General features: G+C 68.7%; 17 protein-coding genes and 1 pseudogene. 11 read left to right on the top strand and 7 right to left on the bottom strand.

Annotated elements, in window-relative coordinates; all coding sequences use genetic code 11:
* Positions 1-2 precede the first annotated feature (2 nt).
* From MUN76_RS05825 to MUN76_RS05795, 8 genes and pseudogenes are all read left to right on the top strand, one after another.
* Positions 3-743 (top strand): acetoacetate decarboxylase family protein, encoded by a 741-nt coding sequence (locus tag MUN76_RS05825; RefSeq protein WP_244687985.1) that lies wholly within the window; start codon positions 3-5, stop codon positions 741-743.
* 145 nt (positions 744-888) lie between these two features.
* A pseudogene (locus tag MUN76_RS05820) lies at positions 889-1,643 on the top strand (IS3 family transposase); the annotation flags it as partial.
* Between the two features lie 19 nt (positions 1,644-1,662).
* Positions 1,663-1,797: a hypothetical protein gene (locus MUN76_RS15490; RefSeq protein WP_256451808.1), complete on the top strand. Its 135-nt coding sequence runs from the start codon at positions 1,663-1,665 to the stop codon at positions 1,795-1,797.
* Positions 1,798-1,927: 130 nt separating this feature from the next.
* Entirely contained in the window at positions 1,928-2,254 is a 327-nt protein-coding gene (fdxA, locus tag MUN76_RS05815) for a ferredoxin (protein ID WP_244687983.1), read from the top strand.
* The gene (locus MUN76_RS05810; RefSeq protein ID WP_244687981.1) at positions 2,251-2,760 is read left to right on the top strand and encodes a flavin reductase family protein; all 510 of its coding nucleotides are present in this window, start codon (positions 2,251-2,253) and stop codon (positions 2,758-2,760) included. The genes fdxA and MUN76_RS05810 overlap by 4 nt, the downstream gene beginning before the upstream one ends.
* A gap of 23 nt (positions 2,761-2,783) precedes the next feature.
* Entirely contained in the window at positions 2,784-3,413 is a 630-nt protein-coding gene (locus MUN76_RS05805) for a superoxide dismutase (RefSeq protein ID WP_244687979.1), read from the top strand.
* A gap of 198 nt (positions 3,414-3,611) precedes the next feature.
* Positions 3,612-4,970 (top strand): alpha/beta hydrolase, encoded by a 1,359-nt coding sequence (locus tag MUN76_RS05800; protein ID WP_244687977.1) that lies wholly within the window; start codon positions 3,612-3,614, stop codon positions 4,968-4,970.
* 71 nt (positions 4,971-5,041) lie between these two features.
* The gene (locus MUN76_RS05795; protein ID WP_244687975.1) at positions 5,042-6,289 is read left to right on the top strand and encodes a serine hydrolase domain-containing protein; all 1,248 of its coding nucleotides are present in this window, start codon (positions 5,042-5,044) and stop codon (positions 6,287-6,289) included.
* A gap of 9 nt (positions 6,290-6,298) precedes the next feature.
* Here the strand turns inward: MUN76_RS05795 and MUN76_RS05790 are convergent, their stop codons facing one another.
* The gene (locus tag MUN76_RS05790; protein ID WP_244687973.1) at positions 6,299-6,499 is read right to left on the bottom strand and encodes a hypothetical protein; all 201 of its coding nucleotides are present in this window, start codon (positions 6,497-6,499) and stop codon (positions 6,299-6,301) included.
* Between the two features lie 90 nt (positions 6,500-6,589).
* Between MUN76_RS05790 and MUN76_RS05785 the strand changes: the two genes are divergently transcribed.
* A complete protein-coding gene (locus tag MUN76_RS05785; RefSeq protein WP_244687971.1) occupies positions 6,590-8,113 on the top strand; it encodes a hypothetical protein in 1,524 nt (507 codons plus the stop codon).
* 37 nt (positions 8,114-8,150) lie between these two features.
* Here MUN76_RS05785 and MUN76_RS05780 read toward each other — a convergent pair whose 3' ends face one another.
* The 6 genes from MUN76_RS05780 to MUN76_RS05755 form a co-directional block, all read right to left on the bottom strand.
* The gene (locus MUN76_RS05780; protein WP_244687969.1) at positions 8,151-8,921 is read right to left on the bottom strand and encodes an iron ABC transporter ATP-binding protein; all 771 of its coding nucleotides are present in this window, start codon (positions 8,919-8,921) and stop codon (positions 8,151-8,153) included.
* On the bottom strand, positions 8,918-9,979 hold the full coding sequence (locus MUN76_RS05775) for an iron chelate uptake ABC transporter family permease subunit (protein ID WP_244687967.1): 1,062 nt from the start codon (positions 9,977-9,979) through the stop codon (positions 8,918-8,920). The genes MUN76_RS05780 and MUN76_RS05775 overlap by 4 nt, the downstream gene beginning before the upstream one ends.
* Complete coding sequence (locus tag MUN76_RS05770; RefSeq protein WP_244687965.1) at positions 9,969-10,997, bottom strand: ABC transporter permease; 1,029 nt, start codon at positions 10,995-10,997, stop codon at positions 9,969-9,971. Before MUN76_RS05770 ends, MUN76_RS05775 begins: the two co-directional genes overlap by 11 nt.
* Before the next feature lies 1 nt (position 10,998).
* Positions 10,999-11,997, bottom strand: coding sequence for an ABC transporter substrate-binding protein (locus MUN76_RS05765; RefSeq protein WP_244687963.1), 999 nt, complete (start codon positions 11,995-11,997; stop codon positions 10,999-11,001).
* 303 nt (positions 11,998-12,300) lie between these two features.
* Positions 12,301-13,197, bottom strand: coding sequence for a MurR/RpiR family transcriptional regulator (locus tag MUN76_RS05760; protein WP_244687962.1), 897 nt, complete (start codon positions 13,195-13,197; stop codon positions 12,301-12,303).
* 103 nt (positions 13,198-13,300) lie between these two features.
* Positions 13,301-14,458, bottom strand: a complete 1,158-nt coding sequence (locus MUN76_RS05755) for a M20/M25/M40 family metallo-hydrolase (RefSeq protein ID WP_244687960.1) — start codon at positions 14,456-14,458, stop codon at positions 13,301-13,303.
* 222 nt (positions 14,459-14,680) lie between these two features.
* On the opposite strand from MUN76_RS05755, the gene MUN76_RS05750 reads away from it, so the two are divergent.
* On the top strand, positions 14,681-15,190 hold the full coding sequence (locus MUN76_RS05750) for a type 1 glutamine amidotransferase family protein (RefSeq protein ID WP_244687958.1): 510 nt from the start codon (positions 14,681-14,683) through the stop codon (positions 15,188-15,190).
* Positions 15,118-15,972: a type 1 glutamine amidotransferase family protein gene (locus tag MUN76_RS05745; RefSeq protein WP_244687956.1), complete on the top strand. Its 855-nt coding sequence runs from the start codon at positions 15,118-15,120 to the stop codon at positions 15,970-15,972. Before MUN76_RS05750 ends, MUN76_RS05745 begins: the two co-directional genes overlap by 73 nt.
* Positions 15,973-15,982: the final 10 nt, after the last annotated feature.

Genomic DNA, 15,982 nt, shown 5'->3' with positions numbered 1-15,982 from the left:
CGATGCCATTGTTTGCCCCGCTCTACACAGTCGGTGCTGAAACAGCCGATGTTGCGTGGGCGACCATCGAATATGACACGGACCCTTCGCGCGTCGCGGGAGTGCTCCCGCGCGGTCTCACACCAAGCCCAGACGGAAGGGTTGCGTGTTGGATCGCCCGTTTCGATACCACCGAATTTCGTTCAGGCGGTCAGATTGTCGAGCGCCGAGCACCGTTCTGGCAGGGAGGCATGTGCGTCCGAACCGCGGAAGGTGAGTCGGGGTCTGCCTTCGCGATTTCAGCATTTATCGACGGGGGGCTCAATGCAGGGATTATGGGCCGGGAAGTCTTGGGAATGCCCAAGAAGCAGGTCCGTCGCGTGCAGGTACATACTCACGCTGGCGCAGCGCATGCTGAGATTGTGAATAGCGAGGGGGAAGCCCTACTCAACTTCCGGGCAGACCTGCAGGAGAAAGCATCGAGCGCTCCAGTGTTTCCGACGTGGATGCGAACGCATCGAACCATCAAAGCGATTCCGAGCGCGGACGGAAAAGGCTGGGACGTGCTTAAACGTGTCAAATCAGAGTGGGAGTACGAATCGATCTGCATTACGGGTTGGGGTGTCGGCACCATGGAATGGGCTCGGAGCGAGAATGATCCACTCGACTACTTTCCGGCAACCGGACTTGGCCGGATTGTGCTTGGTCGCGGCAGGCTTTCAATTGGGCTGGGTGTCAATGAAGCAGACTTCCTTAAGCACTAAAGGCAAACCGAAGTAGCACAGCCATTGGTAACCTCGCAGGAGCTTCTCTCCGCGTCAAACCCACTTCACGCTTCGAGTTATCCGCAGATACTGAAGCGCCCTGAGTTTGTTGGAGGCTCCTGGCCTTGGAAACGAGGATGGAGTTATGCCGAAGGAACTGGCGCATGGGAAGCCGACGACGCGTCGCTACTCGGTCGAGGAGAAGGCCGCCGCGGTGCGGATGGTGAGGACGCTGCGCGCCGAGCTCGGTGTCACGCAGGGGATGGTGCAGCGCGTCGCGATGCAGCTCGGGTACGGGGTCGAGTCTGTGCGGATGTGGGTGAAGCAGGCCGACGTCGACGATGGCGACGCGCCGGGCGTGAGCTCGGCCGAGGCACAGCGGGTGAAAGAGCTCGCGCAAGAGAACCGGGAGCTGCGGCGGGCTAACGAGGTGCTCAAGCGGGCTGCGTCTTTCTTCGGGGCGGAGCTCGACCGCCACTACCGGAAGTAGTCTCGTTCGTCGACGCGAACAAGGACGACCTGGTGGATGGTCGCCGGCTCGGAGTCGAGCTCATCTGCAGACTGCTGCACGTGGCTCCGAGCAGCTACTACGCCGCCAAGACGCGCGCCCCCTCAGCGCGGACGCTGCGGGACGAGGTGCTGGTCCCGCAGTTGGTCGAGATCTGTGATACTAACTACTGCGTTTACGGGGTCCGCAAGCTCTGGAAGGCCGTCCGGCGGGCGGGGATCACGATCGGTCGCGACCAGACCGCCAGGCTGATGCGCGCAGTGGGCATTGAGGGCGCAAAGCGTTCGAAGTGCGTGAAGACGACGAGGCCGGATCCGGCGTCGGCGCGGCACCCGGATCTGGTGAAGCGGGAGTTCATCGCGACCGCCCCGAACCGGCTCTGGGTCACCGAAAACTAACTTGGGTGGCACGATGACTGACTTCAGCTATGGGGACTGCGGTCGTAACGTCTGGAAGTCGATCGTCTCGGTGAAGTGCAAGGCAGATGCGGCGACCCCGGTGCGTCGGCTCATCTCGCCGATCGTCAGTGATTCATCGGGCGCGTGAGGTCCCATCGGATGCATCCTTCCCTTGGACTTGACCTCAACTGCACTTGAGGTTTTACGGTTGGCGAGTGGCCCCAATCTGGGCCTGTCGAACCGAACGAGGACAGCGTGACCCGAACGAAGGCCCCGCGATGACGTACGTGATCGCCTTGCCGTGCGTCGATCTGAAGGACAAAGCCTGCATCGACGAATGCCCCGTCGACTGCATCTACGAGGGCGAACGGTCCCTCTACATTCACCCGGATGAATGCGTGGACTGCGGCGCCTGCGAGCCCGTGTGCCCCGTCGAGGCCATCTATTACGAAGACGATCTGCCCAGTGAGTGGCAGGACTACTACAAGGCCAACGTTGAGTTCTTCGACGAGATCGGCTCACCGGGAGGCGCCGCCAAGACCGGGACGCTCGATTTCGACCACCCGTTCATCGCCACGCTTCCGCTTCAGGAGGAACACGTATGACAGCAACACCAATGCCGACCTCGGTCGGCGATGGGCTCAAGACGGCCTTCCGCACGCACCCGGCCGGCGTGGCGATCATCACGGCGTCCACACCCGACGGCCCCGTCGGCCTCACCGCGTCGAGTGTCGCGTCCGTGGCCGTCGATCCCGCAGCGATCGTGTTCTCGGTGACCCGCGCCACCGGATCAGCAGGAGCGATCTTGGGGGCCGACACCTTCGTCGTGCACCTCATCGACGACGACCACTCCGAGCTCGCGTTGAGCTTCGCGACGAGCGGTGCTGAGCGTTTTACGGAGGGGCAGGGGTGGTCGCAGCTCGAGACAGGAGAGCCGCACCTCGCGTCGGCCCGCGCCGCCCTGCGCTGCCGCGCCCTGCAGACCGTCGCCGTCGGTTCGTCGACGGTCGTTATCGCCGAAGTGCTGGAGGTGCTGCCAGGACCCCAAGGCCGCCCGGTCGTCTACCTGGATCGGCGCTTCCACGCACTTCCACACCACACCGACCACTGAACACTCATCGAAAGGAACACACCATGTCCACGCTCTACACGCTCCCCGAGCTGCCCTACGACTACGCGGCCCTCGAGCCGCACATCTCCGGCAAGATCATGGAGCTGCACCACTCCAAGCACCACCAGGCCTACGTGACCGGCGCGAACACCGCGCTGGAGCAGCTCGCCACGGCGCGCAGTGCTGGCGATCTCGCGAACGTCAACAAGCTCGAGAAGGACCTCGGGTTCAATCTCGGCGGCCACATCAACCACTCCGTGTTCTGGCAGAACCTTTCGCCCGAGGGTGGCGGTGCTCCCGAGGGTGAGCTGCAGGCCGCGCTCGTCGACGCATTCGGATCGGTCGACTCCTTCCGCGCGCACTTCACCGCTACCGCGCTGGGTGTGCAGGGCTCCGGATGGGCCGTGCTCGCCTGGGACAGCGTGGGATCGCGCCCGGTCATCTTCCAGCTCTTCGATCAGCAGGGAAACGCTCCCCTCGGAGTGATTCCGCTGCTGCAGCTCGACGTGTGGGAGCACGCCTACTACCTCGACTACCTCAACGTGCGCGCCGACTACGTCAAGGCGTTCTGGGAGCTCGTGAACTGGCCCGACGTGCAGGCTCGCTTCGAGGCCGCCCGCACCGGAACGCAGGGACTCATCGTCGCGAACTGACCCCTCAGCGGGTGCCGAATTCGGTCGGCGCGGCCCGGGGAAGGCGCGTCCAACAGTCGCGTCACCCCCGGCCGCTCCGACACCGCGATCGGAGAAAGGCGCGCGGCCGCATCTCAAACGCTGCACATCGGCCAGCTTTCACTTCACCCCCACCCACCCCAAATGCTAATCTTGCGCCAATAGGGGAGAGGGGCTCCGATGCCTGGGTCTCAAGACTGCCTGCCGTCGACCGGCGCAGATCCGTCCGGGTTCGCCATCGTGGCGGTCCTCGCCGTGCTCCTCCTCGCCGCGGGGCTGGTCACCGTCGTGGTCGCCCAGCGGAACCGCTCGCTGGCATCGGCACACACGCGGTCCGGCACACACCCGAGCCGCCGCCACCGCAACTCCACCGGCACCGCCCTCGCCCTCGCCCTCGCGATCCTGGTCGCCGCCGGATCCGGCCTCGTCGCAGCCCCGGCCCCGGCCAGCGCGGCGGTCGACTGCAGCTCCATCAAGGGAGACTCCGACGTGACCTTCGCGAGCGGCGGCATCACGATCCACGGCAGCTACCGCGGCCCCCTCGGCTCGAGCCAGCCCGTCGCGGCCGCCGTGATCGTGGGCGGCACGGGAGACGTCGACCGCAACGGCAACGGCGCCGGAATCGCGATGCAGGAGTACGAGTGGCTCGCCGACCTGCTCGCCGAGCAGGGCATCGCGTCGCTGCGTTACGACAAGGTCGGCACCGGCGCGACCGGGCTCGGCCCGTACGCCGACGATCCCGACGCTCTCCTCTCGCGCAGCTACGACGAACTGCGCATTCAGCCGGTGCGCGACGCGCTCAGCTTCGTGGCCGCGCAGCCCGGCATCGACGCGAGCCGCCTGATCCTCATCGGCCACAGCGAGGGCGGCGCCGTGTCGATCTCGGTTGCGAATGATCCGGGATCCGCCCCCGCCATCGCCGGGCTCGCGCTCATCGAGCCCTCCTACGACCGCATCCTCAGCGTTGTGCCGAGCCAGCTCGCGCAGCAGATCGACGGCGCGGTCGCGGGCGGCGCCATGACCGCCGCCGATGGCGACACACTGAAAGCGTGGATGGCCGACGGGGTCGAGGAGATCCGCTCGGGCACGCCGCCGTACCCGACCCCCGGTCCCGTACCGCTGCCCGGCGCGACCGACTACACCGCGGTCATGCAGACGACCATCGCGAACAACATCTACGGCTCCGACCCGGCGCAGATGGTGATCTCGCACGCCTACCGCACCCTCTACGGTAAGCAGTTCGACGAGATCGCCCCGCCGGCGATCGCCCCGTCGATCACGATCCCGGTGCTCATCACCTGCGGCACGAAAGACTTCAACACCCCGTGCGGCGACGGCACGGCGGGATCGGGGGTCGTCGCCCTCGCGAACGCCTTCGCACCCGGAGTCGCGCGCTTCGTCGAGCTGCCGAACATGGTGCACATCATGCGCGACGTGGGCACCGCCGATGTGCCGGCCCTCGCCGACCAGGTCAAGTACCCGTTCTCGGCCCTGCTCGAGACCGAGTTCACCGCGTTCGTGTCCCAGTTCAGCGACTGAGGAGGATCCCGCGCCCCGAATCACGCACCCCGCACCCGACCCCTCACCCCACCACTCCCGAAGGGCAGCCCGTGAGACCCACCCGCTTCGCCGCGATCCTGACCACCCTCGTGTTCGCCGGGGCGCTCGCCGCCTGCGCCCCCGCGCCCACCGATGCCTCGGGCTCGGGCTCGAACGCGAGCGGCGACGCGGGTGCCGGATCCGCCGCCGATGCCGCGTTCGCCGACCGCATGGCCGCGGCGCTCACCCAGTGGCGCGCCTCGCCCTCGACCGGGCCGTTCGCCTTCGAGATCCCGGGCACGGCGCTCGCCGCCTCGCTCGGCGACGGCGAGGTGGTCGCTACCGCGAGCGGTGAGGGGGCTCCGGATACGGCGCTCGCGCCCGACGACACGTTCCACATCGGGAGCATGACGAAGCTCTTCACCGCGGCGCTCATCATGCAGCTCGACGAGGAGGGCGTGCTGTCGCTCGACGACACGATCGACGCGTGGTTACCGGCTGCGCCGAACGGTGGCACGATCACGGTGCGCATGCTGCTGCAGCACGAGAGCGGGCTCGCCGAGCTGAACTTCGACAACGTGGGCAAGGTCGAGCCTCAGGCGCTCATCGACGAGGTGTTCACCGAGACGCCGGTCTTCGATCCCGGCACCGAGTACGAGTACCTGAACGCGGGCTACATCATGCTCGGCAGGATCGCGGAGCTCGCGGCCGAGGATCCCTACGACGTGCAGGTCGACACCCGGTTCATCGAGCCGCTCAAGCTCACGAGCACGTACCTCGACGGCGCGGGATCGGGGGCCGAGGCCGTCGACGGGTTCGTGCTGACGTGCGATGCGGGGGAGGGCGCCGACTGCGCCGGGCAGTTCGGCACGGTCGAGGCGCAGAGTGCGTCGCCGCAGTGGCCGGGTGCCTGGTCGGCGGGCTCCATGGTGAGCTCGGCTCGGGATCAGGCCGTCTGGATCCGCGCGCTCGTCGACGGCGACGTGGTCGACGACGCGCACCTCGCGGAGATGCTCGAGCTCACGCCGAACTCGGAGGAGTTCTACGCCGCAACCTACGACGCCGCGAAGGTGCCGCCCGTGCAGCTCGGCGAGGGTGCGGGGCTCGCGACCTGGGACGTGCCGGGAGTCGGCCACTGCCACGGCCACGCCGGGGCGATCCCGGGCTCGAACGGCATCGCGGCCTACTGCCCCGAGGTGGATCTCGCGGTCGTGATCCTCAACGCGATCGAACCGGCGGGGCTCACCCCCGGCTACCCCGGGCTCACGTCGCTGACGGCGGGCACGCTGGGCGCGTTGGAGGCGATGGGGGCGGAGTAGGCCCGCCCGTCAGTTCCGCAGCCGCAGCGTCTCGCACCGCTCGACGAGCGCGTCCGCCCGGTCGGCCTCCGCGACCTGCCCCTGCTCGATGCCCGCGAGGTGCGCGGGGATGCCGATGAGGAAGGTGGCGGCGATCCCGAACGCGATCACGGCGCCGACGATGCCGGCGAGGATCATGAGCACGCCGCCGGCGATCAGGGCTGGGTGCATGATCCGGGATCCTCGCTCGAAGGTGTGGGGGTTGCTGTGGGTATCCTTTCCGTGCCTCGGGCCCGGTCGTGCAGCTGGAATGATGGAGGTATGGCAGCGGATCGGGAAGTCGTGACGTCCGACGGGTCGCCGGCCCCGGCCGGTCTGGAACCACGGGAGCTGCGCGTGCCGGTCCCGGACGACGCCCCGCGCCAGATGCCGACGAGCACCGTCGTGCTCCCGGGGAGCGTGGTGCTCACCTCCTGGGTCGAGGGCCGCGCCAGCACCCGCCTCGGCGTCCTCGATCTTCGCACCGGCCAGTGGCGCGTGCTGACAGGGCTGCGCGGCATGCTCCGCGACGCTCTCGCCCTCCCGGGCGACCGGGCGCTGCTGCTCACCGACTACATGCTGATCGACCTCGATCTGGCGGCGGGAACGATCGTTCGCCAGCTCACGGCGAAGATCGGGAAGCACAATGCGTATCTCCGCCGAGACGACGATGACGTCGTCGCCGTGGGAACACTCGCAGCCCCGACGGAGTCGCTCGTCTCGGTGAGCGCGCTGGAGGTGCTCAAGCGCCGCCGCCGCACGTTGCCTCCCGTGTCGACCGCGACCGACGCCCCGCCGGCGGGGGTCGCACGGGTACTGGCCTCGGGTGCCGGGCTGCTGGTCGGAGCCACCGACAGCCGAGCATCCGCTCCGCAACGCCTCTGCGTGCGGTCCGCGCACGACCACGCCGAGATCGGTGTCGTGGACTTCCCCGACGGCGTGCAGAGTGCGCATCTCTGCGCGGACGGCGTGATCGCCGCAGCGCCCGACATCGGGCAGGTTCGCACGCTCACCGTGATCCCGGGAGTGCAGCCACGCGCAGCCGACTCGACGACGTTGGCTCTGGAGGATCTGGTGGCTGCGGCGAACGACTCCGCGGCGGCGCTGTTGCAGACGCGGGCGAAGCGGAACCCGCCGCGCACGGTCTACCGTGATGTGCGGCTCGAGCCGGGTGAGGTGCTGGCCGACCTGACGGGCCGACGGATCACGCTGGAGCACTGCGTCACCGGCCGCTCCGAGCTGCAGCACGAGCGCTCTCGCATCGCTCGCGTCCGGGTCACGGACCTCGAACTGCAGGCCAGCTCTCCGAGCGGTGCCGTGCTCGAGGACGTCACCATCGATGGTCTCCGGTGCCCCGAAAGCTCGGGATTCTGGTTCGGGTGCGAGTTCCGTCGGGTCACCCTGCGGGGGCGCATTCGCGGGCTGATCCTCAACCCCGATCTCCACGACCCGGACGACGCCGTGACCGCTCGGTACGCGCAGTGGCACCGCGAGCGGATGGACGACCCTGAGTGGATGCTCGATCTCACCGACGCGACCGGCAGCATCACGATCCGCGGCTATCCGTCACGGTTCATCCGTCGCAACCCGGCTCTGCAGGCCGTGGTCAGCGCGGACGCCGCACGCACGCTCGACTGGCGTTCAGTCGAAGCGGGTCGTTCCTCGTTGTGGGTCGCGCTCGATGAGCTCGTCCGCTCCGACTGGGAGGACGTCACCCTGATCGCCGACACGCACGGTGCGCACGCGGAGGACGACCTCCGGTACCTCGCGCGGCTCCGAGACGCGGGCATCGCGCGGCCGGACTGAACCCGATACGGCGCGCGACCGCTCCGCTCCGTCCGCCTCAGCCCACCGCGCCCCGGTGATACGCGGCGAAGCGCCCGGTCGGGCCGTCCACGACGGTCACCGGCGTACGGAACACCCGCGTCAGCACGTCGTCGCGGATGATCTCGTCAGGGGTGCCGTGCACCGCGATCCGGCCCTCCTCCATCGCCACGATGGTGTCGCTGTAGGCCGCGGCGAAGTTGATGTCGTGCAGCACGATGACGATGGTGCGCCCGAGTTCGTCGGCGGCCCGCCGCAGCTGCTGCATCATCTGCACCGAGTGCTGGGCGTCGAGGTTGTTGAGCGGCTCGTCGAGCAGCAGGTACTCCGTGTGCTGCGCGAGCACCATCGCGACGTACGCCCGCTGCCGCTGCCCGCCGGAGAGCTGGTCGAGGAAGCGCTGCTCGAGCTCGGTGAGGTTCAGGAAGTCGATCGCCTCGGAGATCCGATCCTCGTCCTCCTGCGTCAGCCGGCCGCCGTTGTAGGGATATCGGCCGAACCCCACGAGCTGCCGCACGGTGAGGCGCGTGACGAAGTGGTTCTCCTGGCGCAGGATCGACACGGTCTTCGCCACCTGCTTCGACGGGGTGCGGTGCACGTCGAGCCCGCCGACCTCGACGCTGCCCTCGTCGGGGGAGAGCAACCGGCCCATCATGGTGAGCACGGTGGACTTGCCCGCGCCGTTCGGGCCGACGAGCGCCACGATGCCGCCGGCCGGGAGCTCGAGGGAGATCGGGCCGATCTGGGTGTCGCTGCTGTAGCGCTTGACGAGGTTGGCGAGCCGGATCACAGGCGCCCCTTTCGGAGGATGACGAAGAGGAAGAGGAGCCCACCCACGAGCTCGACGATGATCGTCACCGCGTCGACGAGGGGGAGCACGTGGCGGAGCAGGAAGTAGGCGCCGCCGAGCACCACGTACCCGAGCAGCCAGGCCACGGGGAAGATGCGGCGGTGGTCGTAGGTGTCGGTGACGGAGTACGCGAGCGACGCCATGAGGAACCCGAGGAAGGTCATCGGCCCGACGAGCGACGTGCTCATCGCCATGAGCACCGACACGAGCGTGAGCATGACCATGACCTGGCGCCTGTGGTTGACCCCGAGGTTCGTGCTGATGTCGCTGCCGAGCGCGATCGTGTTGAGGCGGCGGGCCATGATCCAGATCGCGCCGCCGACGAGCGCGCAGACCGGGATCACGAACCACAGGAAGTCGGTGGTCGCGTTGCCGATGTTGCCGAAGAGCTTCGCGCGGAGCACGTCGAACTCGTTCGGGTCGAGCATCTGCTGCAGGAACGTGGAGAGCGCCCCCATGCCCACGCCGATGATGATGCCCACGAGCAGCATGACGTGCAGGTTGCCGAAGCGGCCCGACAGCAGCCACGAGTAGAGCAGCACCGCGAACAGCACCATCATCGCGACCTGCACGACGAAGCGCGCGAACGGCGGCATGTCGATGAGGCCGCCGGACCCGAAGAAGAACACGATCGCGGTCTGGATCAGGATGTACAGCGACTCGAACCCCATGATCGAGGGGGTGATGATGCGGTTGTTCGTGACGGTCTGGAAGGTGACGGTCGCGAGCCCCTGGCAGAACGTGACGACCGCGATCACGATGATCGAGGTCACCCGCATCGTGGTGATCCGCCACCACCGGTCGGAGAACGCCTCGAACGGGTTGTCCCAGCTCAGGAGCAGCACCGTGAGCAGGATCGCGGCCGCGATGAGCGCGGCGAGGATCAGTCGGTAGCGCACCTGGTGGGCGCGGTCGGGGAACGGGCCGACGCGGCGGGCGGCGGGTGGGGGAGGCGTGGTGCGCGATCCCGCAACCGGAGACACTGGCTCAGTGGGCACTGGTCCTCCGTGCGCGCAGCAGCATGAAGATGAACACGGCCGCTCCGATGATCCCGAGCACGAGTGAGATCGGCACCTCGAACGGCATGATGACCGTGCGCGAGATGAGGTCGCACACCGTGACGACCCAGATGCCGGTGAGGAACACCCACGGGATGTTCGAGCGGAGGTTGTCGCCTCGGATCATCGACACGAGGTTCGGCACGATGAGGCCGAGGAACGGGAGCGATCCGATGACCACCGTGACGACGCCGGTCACGAGCGCGACGAGGCCGACGCCGAGCAGCACCACGCGCTCGTAGTTGAGCCCGACCGTGGTCGCGATGTCCTTGCCGAGCCCCGCCACCGTGAACCGGTCGGCGACCACGACGACCGCGACCGCCGCGATCAGCACGACCCAGAGCGGCTCGTAGCGGCCGATCTCGATGTGGGTGAAGCTGCCCATGAACCAGCCGCCGAGCACCTGGAGCAGGTCGAACTGCAGGGCGAGGAACGTGGTGATCGAGCTGATGACCGCGCCGAACATGATGCCGACGATCGGTACGATGAGCGACGACTTCAGCGTGACGCGTCGCAGGAACGCGAAGAAGACGAGGGTGCCGAGGAACGCGAAGACGATCGCGATGAGCATCTTCACGAACACGCTCGACACCGGGAAGAGGATGTAGCAGAGCAACAACCCGAGACCGGCCCACTCGGTGGTGCCGACGGTGGTCGGTTCGACGAAGCGGTTCTGGGTCATGAGCTGCATCACGAGGCCGGCCATCGCCATGCTCGCGCCGGCCAGCACGAGGGCGATCGTGCGCGGGATCCGGGTGATGAAGAGGAATTCGGCGCCGCCGCTCGTGTCGGTGATGTCGGCGACGCCGACGAGCAGGGAGGCGGCGATCAGGCCGAGGGTGAGCAGGATCGCGAGCGCGAGCGGCCACGCGCGCGTCTTCGTGCGCGCCGCCGAGCGGGTGCGGGCTGCGGCACCGAGGGGATCGGTGCGGGTGACGCGGCGGGCTTGAGTGTGCACGCTACTTCGCGGGGAAGCTCTCGGCCAGTCCGTCGAGCACGGCGATGTAGGCGAAGACGTCCTCGGTGAGGTAGTAGTCGCCGGGCATCACGTAAATGGCGTCGTTGACGACGGCGGGCACGTTCGCGAGCGACGGCGACGCGGTGATGAGCTCGAGCGCGGACTGATCCTCCGCGCTCTCCGAGACGGCCGCCGAGCGGTCGAGCACCAGGAAGAAGTCGGCGTTCGCGCCGGCGATGGCCTCCAGGGAGATGTCGTCGCCCATGTGCCCCTCGGAGCCGCTCGCGTCGAGCGCCGGGGTCAGGTCGAGCAGGTCGAAGAAGATGCTCGAGCCGCGGCCGTCGGTCGGGTTCGAGTAGTTGATCTCCTTGCCGGTGGTCACGAGGCCCATCACGGTCGTCTCGGGATCGTACGAGGCCTTCGCGTCGTCGACGGCGGTGTGGAAGTCCTCGATGAGCGCCTCGGCCTCGTCCTGCTTGTTGAAGACCTCGCCCATCAGGGTGAGGCTCTCCGTCACGTACTCGTCGACCGGCTGCCCCTCGGGGCCGTTCATGTCCACGAAGGCGGCGTCGGGGGCGGCGTCCTGCATGCCGTCGGCGTTCTCCTCGCTGAAGCGGTAGCCGTTGATGATCAGATCGGGATCCGCCGCCACGACCTGCTCGAAGTCGGGCTCGCTGTGGGTGCCGATGTTCAGGATGTCCGTGGACTCGGCGAGGGGGTTCTGCGGGCTGAAGAGGTCGAGGGGTGCGGCCGTGACGGGCACGTCCCAGTCGGCGGCGACCTGGAAGAACCGGTTGTCGGTGATCGCGACGCTGTCGGCGCTCTCGATCGTGACCTCGTTGCCGGCCATATCGGTCACGGTGACCGGGTAGTAGTCGGCGTTCGCGGTGCCAGACGCGGCGGACGAGGAGTCTTCGGTCGTGGATCCGGAGCACCCGGCGAGGGTGATCGCGGTAGCAATGGCCAGGGAGCACGCAGCGAGAAGCCGTCGCGAAGTCATGGAGTTCTCCTCAGGAAATCGGGGATTGGTGGTGGCGAAGAACAGCGGCCTAACCATCAGATGATAGTTAGGCTGCCCTTAGCCGCTGCCCAGTATACCCAGACGCCTCGGAATAGGCGGGGTGGCGTCGTGGGTCGCCGAATCCTCGCGATCTCGCCGAGCGCCTGCGATCTCGCCGAGCGCTCGCCAAATCGCCGCCTGCAGCGTGGCATCTCGGCGAGATGAGAGGATCTCGGCGGGGTGCGGTGCGCGAGGTCAGTGTGGGTCCGCGGACCAGCGCGGGACGGCGCGGGCCCACCCACCTCACAGCAGGTCGAGCCGCTGCGCCGTCTCCTCGATGTGAGCGATGCGATCCCGCGCCGGATCGCCGATGCGCACGAGCAGCGCCTCGAACAGCGCCTCGATCATCGCCATCACCGGCACGACCGAGTCGAACGGTCCCCGCTCCGAGGCGACGCTCGTGAGCACCGCGTCGGCGTCCGGCGCGCAGGGGGAGAGCCACTGGTCGGTCACGACCACGACGCTCGCGCGCCGGGCCTTCGCGAGCTGCACGAGCTCGCGGGTCGCCGCCTCGTAGCGCCGGAAGTCGAAGGCGATGAGCACGTCCTTCGCGTCGAAATCAGTGAGTGCGGCCGCGCGGAGGCTCGCCATTTCCGGCACCATGCGCACGCCGGAGCGCAGCTGCTGCAGGCTGGCAGCGAGGTACTGGGCGAGGAACCCGCTGTACCGCCCGCCGACGATCCAGATCCGGTTGCGCGGCGCCGCCAGCGCGTCGAGCGTGGTGTTGAAGTCGTGCTCGGAGAGGCCGGCGAACGTCGTCTTCAGGTCCTCCGCCGGTGCGAACGCGAGATCGGCCAGCCGGTCGCCCCGTGCGGAGCGGCGCGCCGAGCTCGTGCGCTCGTAGAGCGCCGTCGGGGACGCGCCGCGCTGCTCGAGTTCGACGCGCAGCGCTCGCTGGAAGTCGGGGAAGCCCCGGTATCCGAGCCTGGTGGTGAAGCGCACCACGGTCGCCCCGCTCACGCCCGCGATCTCGGCGAGGCCGGCGACGGTCTCGAACCCGGCGCCGGGGTACGTCGCGAGGAGCGCCCGCGCCACCTTGCGTTCCGACGGGGTGCACTCGCCCATCCGCTCGCGGATGCGCGTGGCGACCGAATCCTCGGACTCCCGCTGCGCCGACGCGCGATGCGGTTCTGGGTTCACAGGGCGACCTCCGGGTGCGACAAGCGCGATCACTCCGACGCGACGGCGCGACGGGCCCCGACCGCTGCGGTGCCGACGGGGATCGCTGCGCCGAGTGTATCAATCAGCGCGGCCAGGAAGGCGACCCGCTGCGGCACGGTCGAGAGATCCAACCATTCCCCGGGGGTGTGATCGCCGCCCCCGACGGGGCCGAGGCCGTCGAGGGTGGGGATCCCGAGCGCCGACACCCGATTGGCATCGGAGACGCCCCCGTCGCTGCGAGGTGCGCCGTGAACCCGAGGGATGCCGCGACCTCCGTCGCGAGCGCTCCGATCCGGTCGCCCGCCGCCGTACGCTCCATCGGCGGGCACTCCTCGCGCTGGATGATCCGAGTGGACGTGCCGGTGACCACGGGCGCGGCGATGCGATCCCGGATCGTGGCCATCAGGTCGGTCAGCTGATCCTGCCGCGGCGCACGCATCTCGACCGAGAGCCGCGCGCGGTCGGGCACGATGTTGAGACGGTCGCCGGCGCGCAGGACCCCGACGTTCACCGTCACCCCCGCGGGCGGGTCGGCCAGTGACTGCAGAAAGACGGTGAGGTGCGCGGACTCGAGTCCGGCGTGGGCCCCGCGCTCGGGCTCGATCCCCGAGTGCGCGGCGACGCCCTGCACCTCGAGCTCGAGGTCGATCACGCCCTTGCGCGAACCGACGAGGTCGCCGTTTTCCCGGGCGCACTCGAGGCAGAGGGCGGCGTCGGCGTCGCGGACGGCGTCCTGCAGCACCCGACGGCCGAACGGCGACCCGATCTCCTCGTCGGGCGTGCACACGAGCACGAGCTCTCCGTAGCGCTCGCTCCCCTCGGAGATCAGGTGCTCGGCCGCGTGGATCCCGGCGACGAGGCCCGCCTTGTCGTCGGTGACCCCGGGGCCGTGGGCGAGTCCGGCGTCGTCGATCGAGAACGGCCGCGCCGCCGCGTCGCCCGCCGTGAACACCGTGTCCATGTGGGCGAAGATCGCGATCCGACCCCGTCCCGATCCCTTCCGTCGCGCGACGAGGGCATCGCCGACCAGCGCCGCCGTGCCGAGGTCCCCGGCGCCCGGGCTGTGCCGCGCCACGTCGAACCCGATGCTCCGAAGCCGGTCCGCGACCCAGTCGGCGACCCGGTTCACGCCCGCGCGGTCGTCGGAACCGGAGTCGATCCCGACGAGGGCACTCAGATCACTGATGTACCGCCCCTGGCCCTCGCTGGCCCGGCGTGACATCTCCTGTGCGAAATCCACATTGCTCCTTCACGTGACAGATTGCAACGAACATTACAGCTTTCGCATTCAGGTTTCCACGGGAAATGTTTATTGCAATTGACCATAACGGGCGTGATCCCTGTCAGGCATTGGTGTTCGAGGGGATCGAGGGCGACGAAACGCCGAAGAAACGAGCGTTTCACCAATTGCAGTTGCTCGGAAGTTGTGTAATGATTCGATCACTTCATCGAGGAGGATACCGTGGCCCGAACGCCGTCGCACGACCCCCGGACCCCGTCACGCCGTGACGCGGCGGCCGAGGGGTCGCTCGTGCTGATCGGCGGCGCCCTCGACGAGGATCCCGGGATCCTGCGACGCATCGTTGCGCTCGCGGCGGGCGAGAACGATCCGAGCCGCGCACCGCGCATCGCGATCCTCACCACCGCCTCGGAGCCCGCCGCCTCCGCCTCGGCCGCTGCATCGGCCTCCGAGGAGAACGATGAGGCCGACGGTCGCTACTACGCCGAGCTGTTCGCCCGGCACGGAGCCGTCGGCGTACCGATCCCGATCGGCGTCGCGCCGGAGCCGCTCTTCGCTGACGCGAGCTACCACCGCGGCGCAGCGGACGACCCGCGCATCGCGGAGCTCGTGCACTCCTGCGACGGGGTGTTCCTCGGGGCGGCGACCAGACGCACTACGTGCTGGCGCTCTTCCGCAGCGAGGATCCGGCGCGGCCGCCGTTCGAAGCGCGGCACGACACCGCCGTACTGACCGCGATCCGCGAGATCCTGGATCGCGGCGGGGTCGTGGCGGGCACGAGCGCCGGGCTCGCGGTGCAGCAGGCCGCGCCGATGGTGAGCGGCGGGACGAGCCGGGAGGCCTGGGCTCGCGATGCAGCAGCGGGCTACGCCGACGACGATGCGCTGCGGTACATTCCGGCGGGAGGCCTCGGCTTCTTCAGTGAGGCGCTGCTCGATTCCCACTTCACCGAGTGGGGTCGGGTGCCTCGGGCGATCCGTCTGGCGCAGGCGACCGGTGAGCGCCTCGCGATCGGTGTGGACGAGCACACCGCGCTCGTGGTCCGACGTACCGAGCGCACCGGTGAGGTCATCGGGACGGGCGGCGTGCACCTGCTGGATCTCGCGGAGGCGGAGTTCGCCGAGGGCACGAGCGGCCCCGGCGCGACCGGCGTGCGCTGGACCCACCTCACCGCGGGCGACCGTATCGACTTCGCTCGGGGCGTTACCACTCGTGCCGCCTCGATCCACGTCGCACCGGGCGACGGTCCGGCTCCAGAACGGGCGAACGATCTCTGGGGCGACACGGGCGGCCCGGTTCTGCTCGCGCTCGCGCAACGTCTGCTCGCCTCCCCGGAGCGGCTCGCGACCGCCGACACGAGCCGTTCGACCGCCGGCACCGGCGACGCTTCGGACCCCGCGCCCGGCCCCCGGTTCCGCCTCTCCCTGCACCGGGACGAGCGCACCACGTGGACGGATCCCGGTGGGTTCACCGATCTCCGTCTCTCGATCACCCCACTTCCATCCGCAGCTTAGAAAGGCACAG

The organism is Leucobacter rhizosphaerae, assembly GCF_022919175.1.
Classification (GTDB): Bacteria; Actinomycetota; Actinomycetes; order Actinomycetales; family Microbacteriaceae; genus Leucobacter; species Leucobacter rhizosphaerae.
This window is presented reverse-complemented; position numbering and strand designations above follow the sequence as displayed.

Bases quoted from the DNA above. Each gene is read 5' to 3' on its own strand.
- MUN76_RS05825 (WP_244687985.1), top strand. From the start codon at position 3: ATGCCATTGTTTGCCCCGCTCTACACAGTCGGTGCTGAAACAGCCGAT.
- MUN76_RS15490 (WP_256451808.1), top strand. From the start codon at position 1,663: ATGACTGACTTCAGCTATGGGGACTGCGGTCGTAACGTCTGGAAGTCG.
- fdxA (WP_244687983.1), top strand. From the start codon at position 1,928: ATGACGTACGTGATCGCCTTGCCGTGCGTCGATCTGAAGGACAAAGCC.
- MUN76_RS05810 (WP_244687981.1), top strand. From the start codon at position 2,251: ATGACAGCAACACCAATGCCGACCTCGGTCGGCGATGGGCTCAAGACG.
- MUN76_RS05805 (WP_244687979.1), top strand. From the start codon at position 2,784: ATGTCCACGCTCTACACGCTCCCCGAGCTGCCCTACGACTACGCGGCC.
- MUN76_RS05800 (WP_244687977.1), top strand. From the start codon at position 3,612: ATGCCTGGGTCTCAAGACTGCCTGCCGTCGACCGGCGCAGATCCGTCC.
- MUN76_RS05790 (WP_244687973.1), bottom strand. From the start codon at position 6,499: ATGCACCCAGCCCTGATCGCCGGCGGCGTGCTCATGATCCTCGCCGGC.
- MUN76_RS05785 (WP_244687971.1), top strand. From the start codon at position 6,590: ATGGCAGCGGATCGGGAAGTCGTGACGTCCGACGGGTCGCCGGCCCCG.
- MUN76_RS05765 (WP_244687963.1), bottom strand. From the start codon at position 11,997: ATGACTTCGCGACGGCTTCTCGCTGCGTGCTCCCTGGCCATTGCTACC.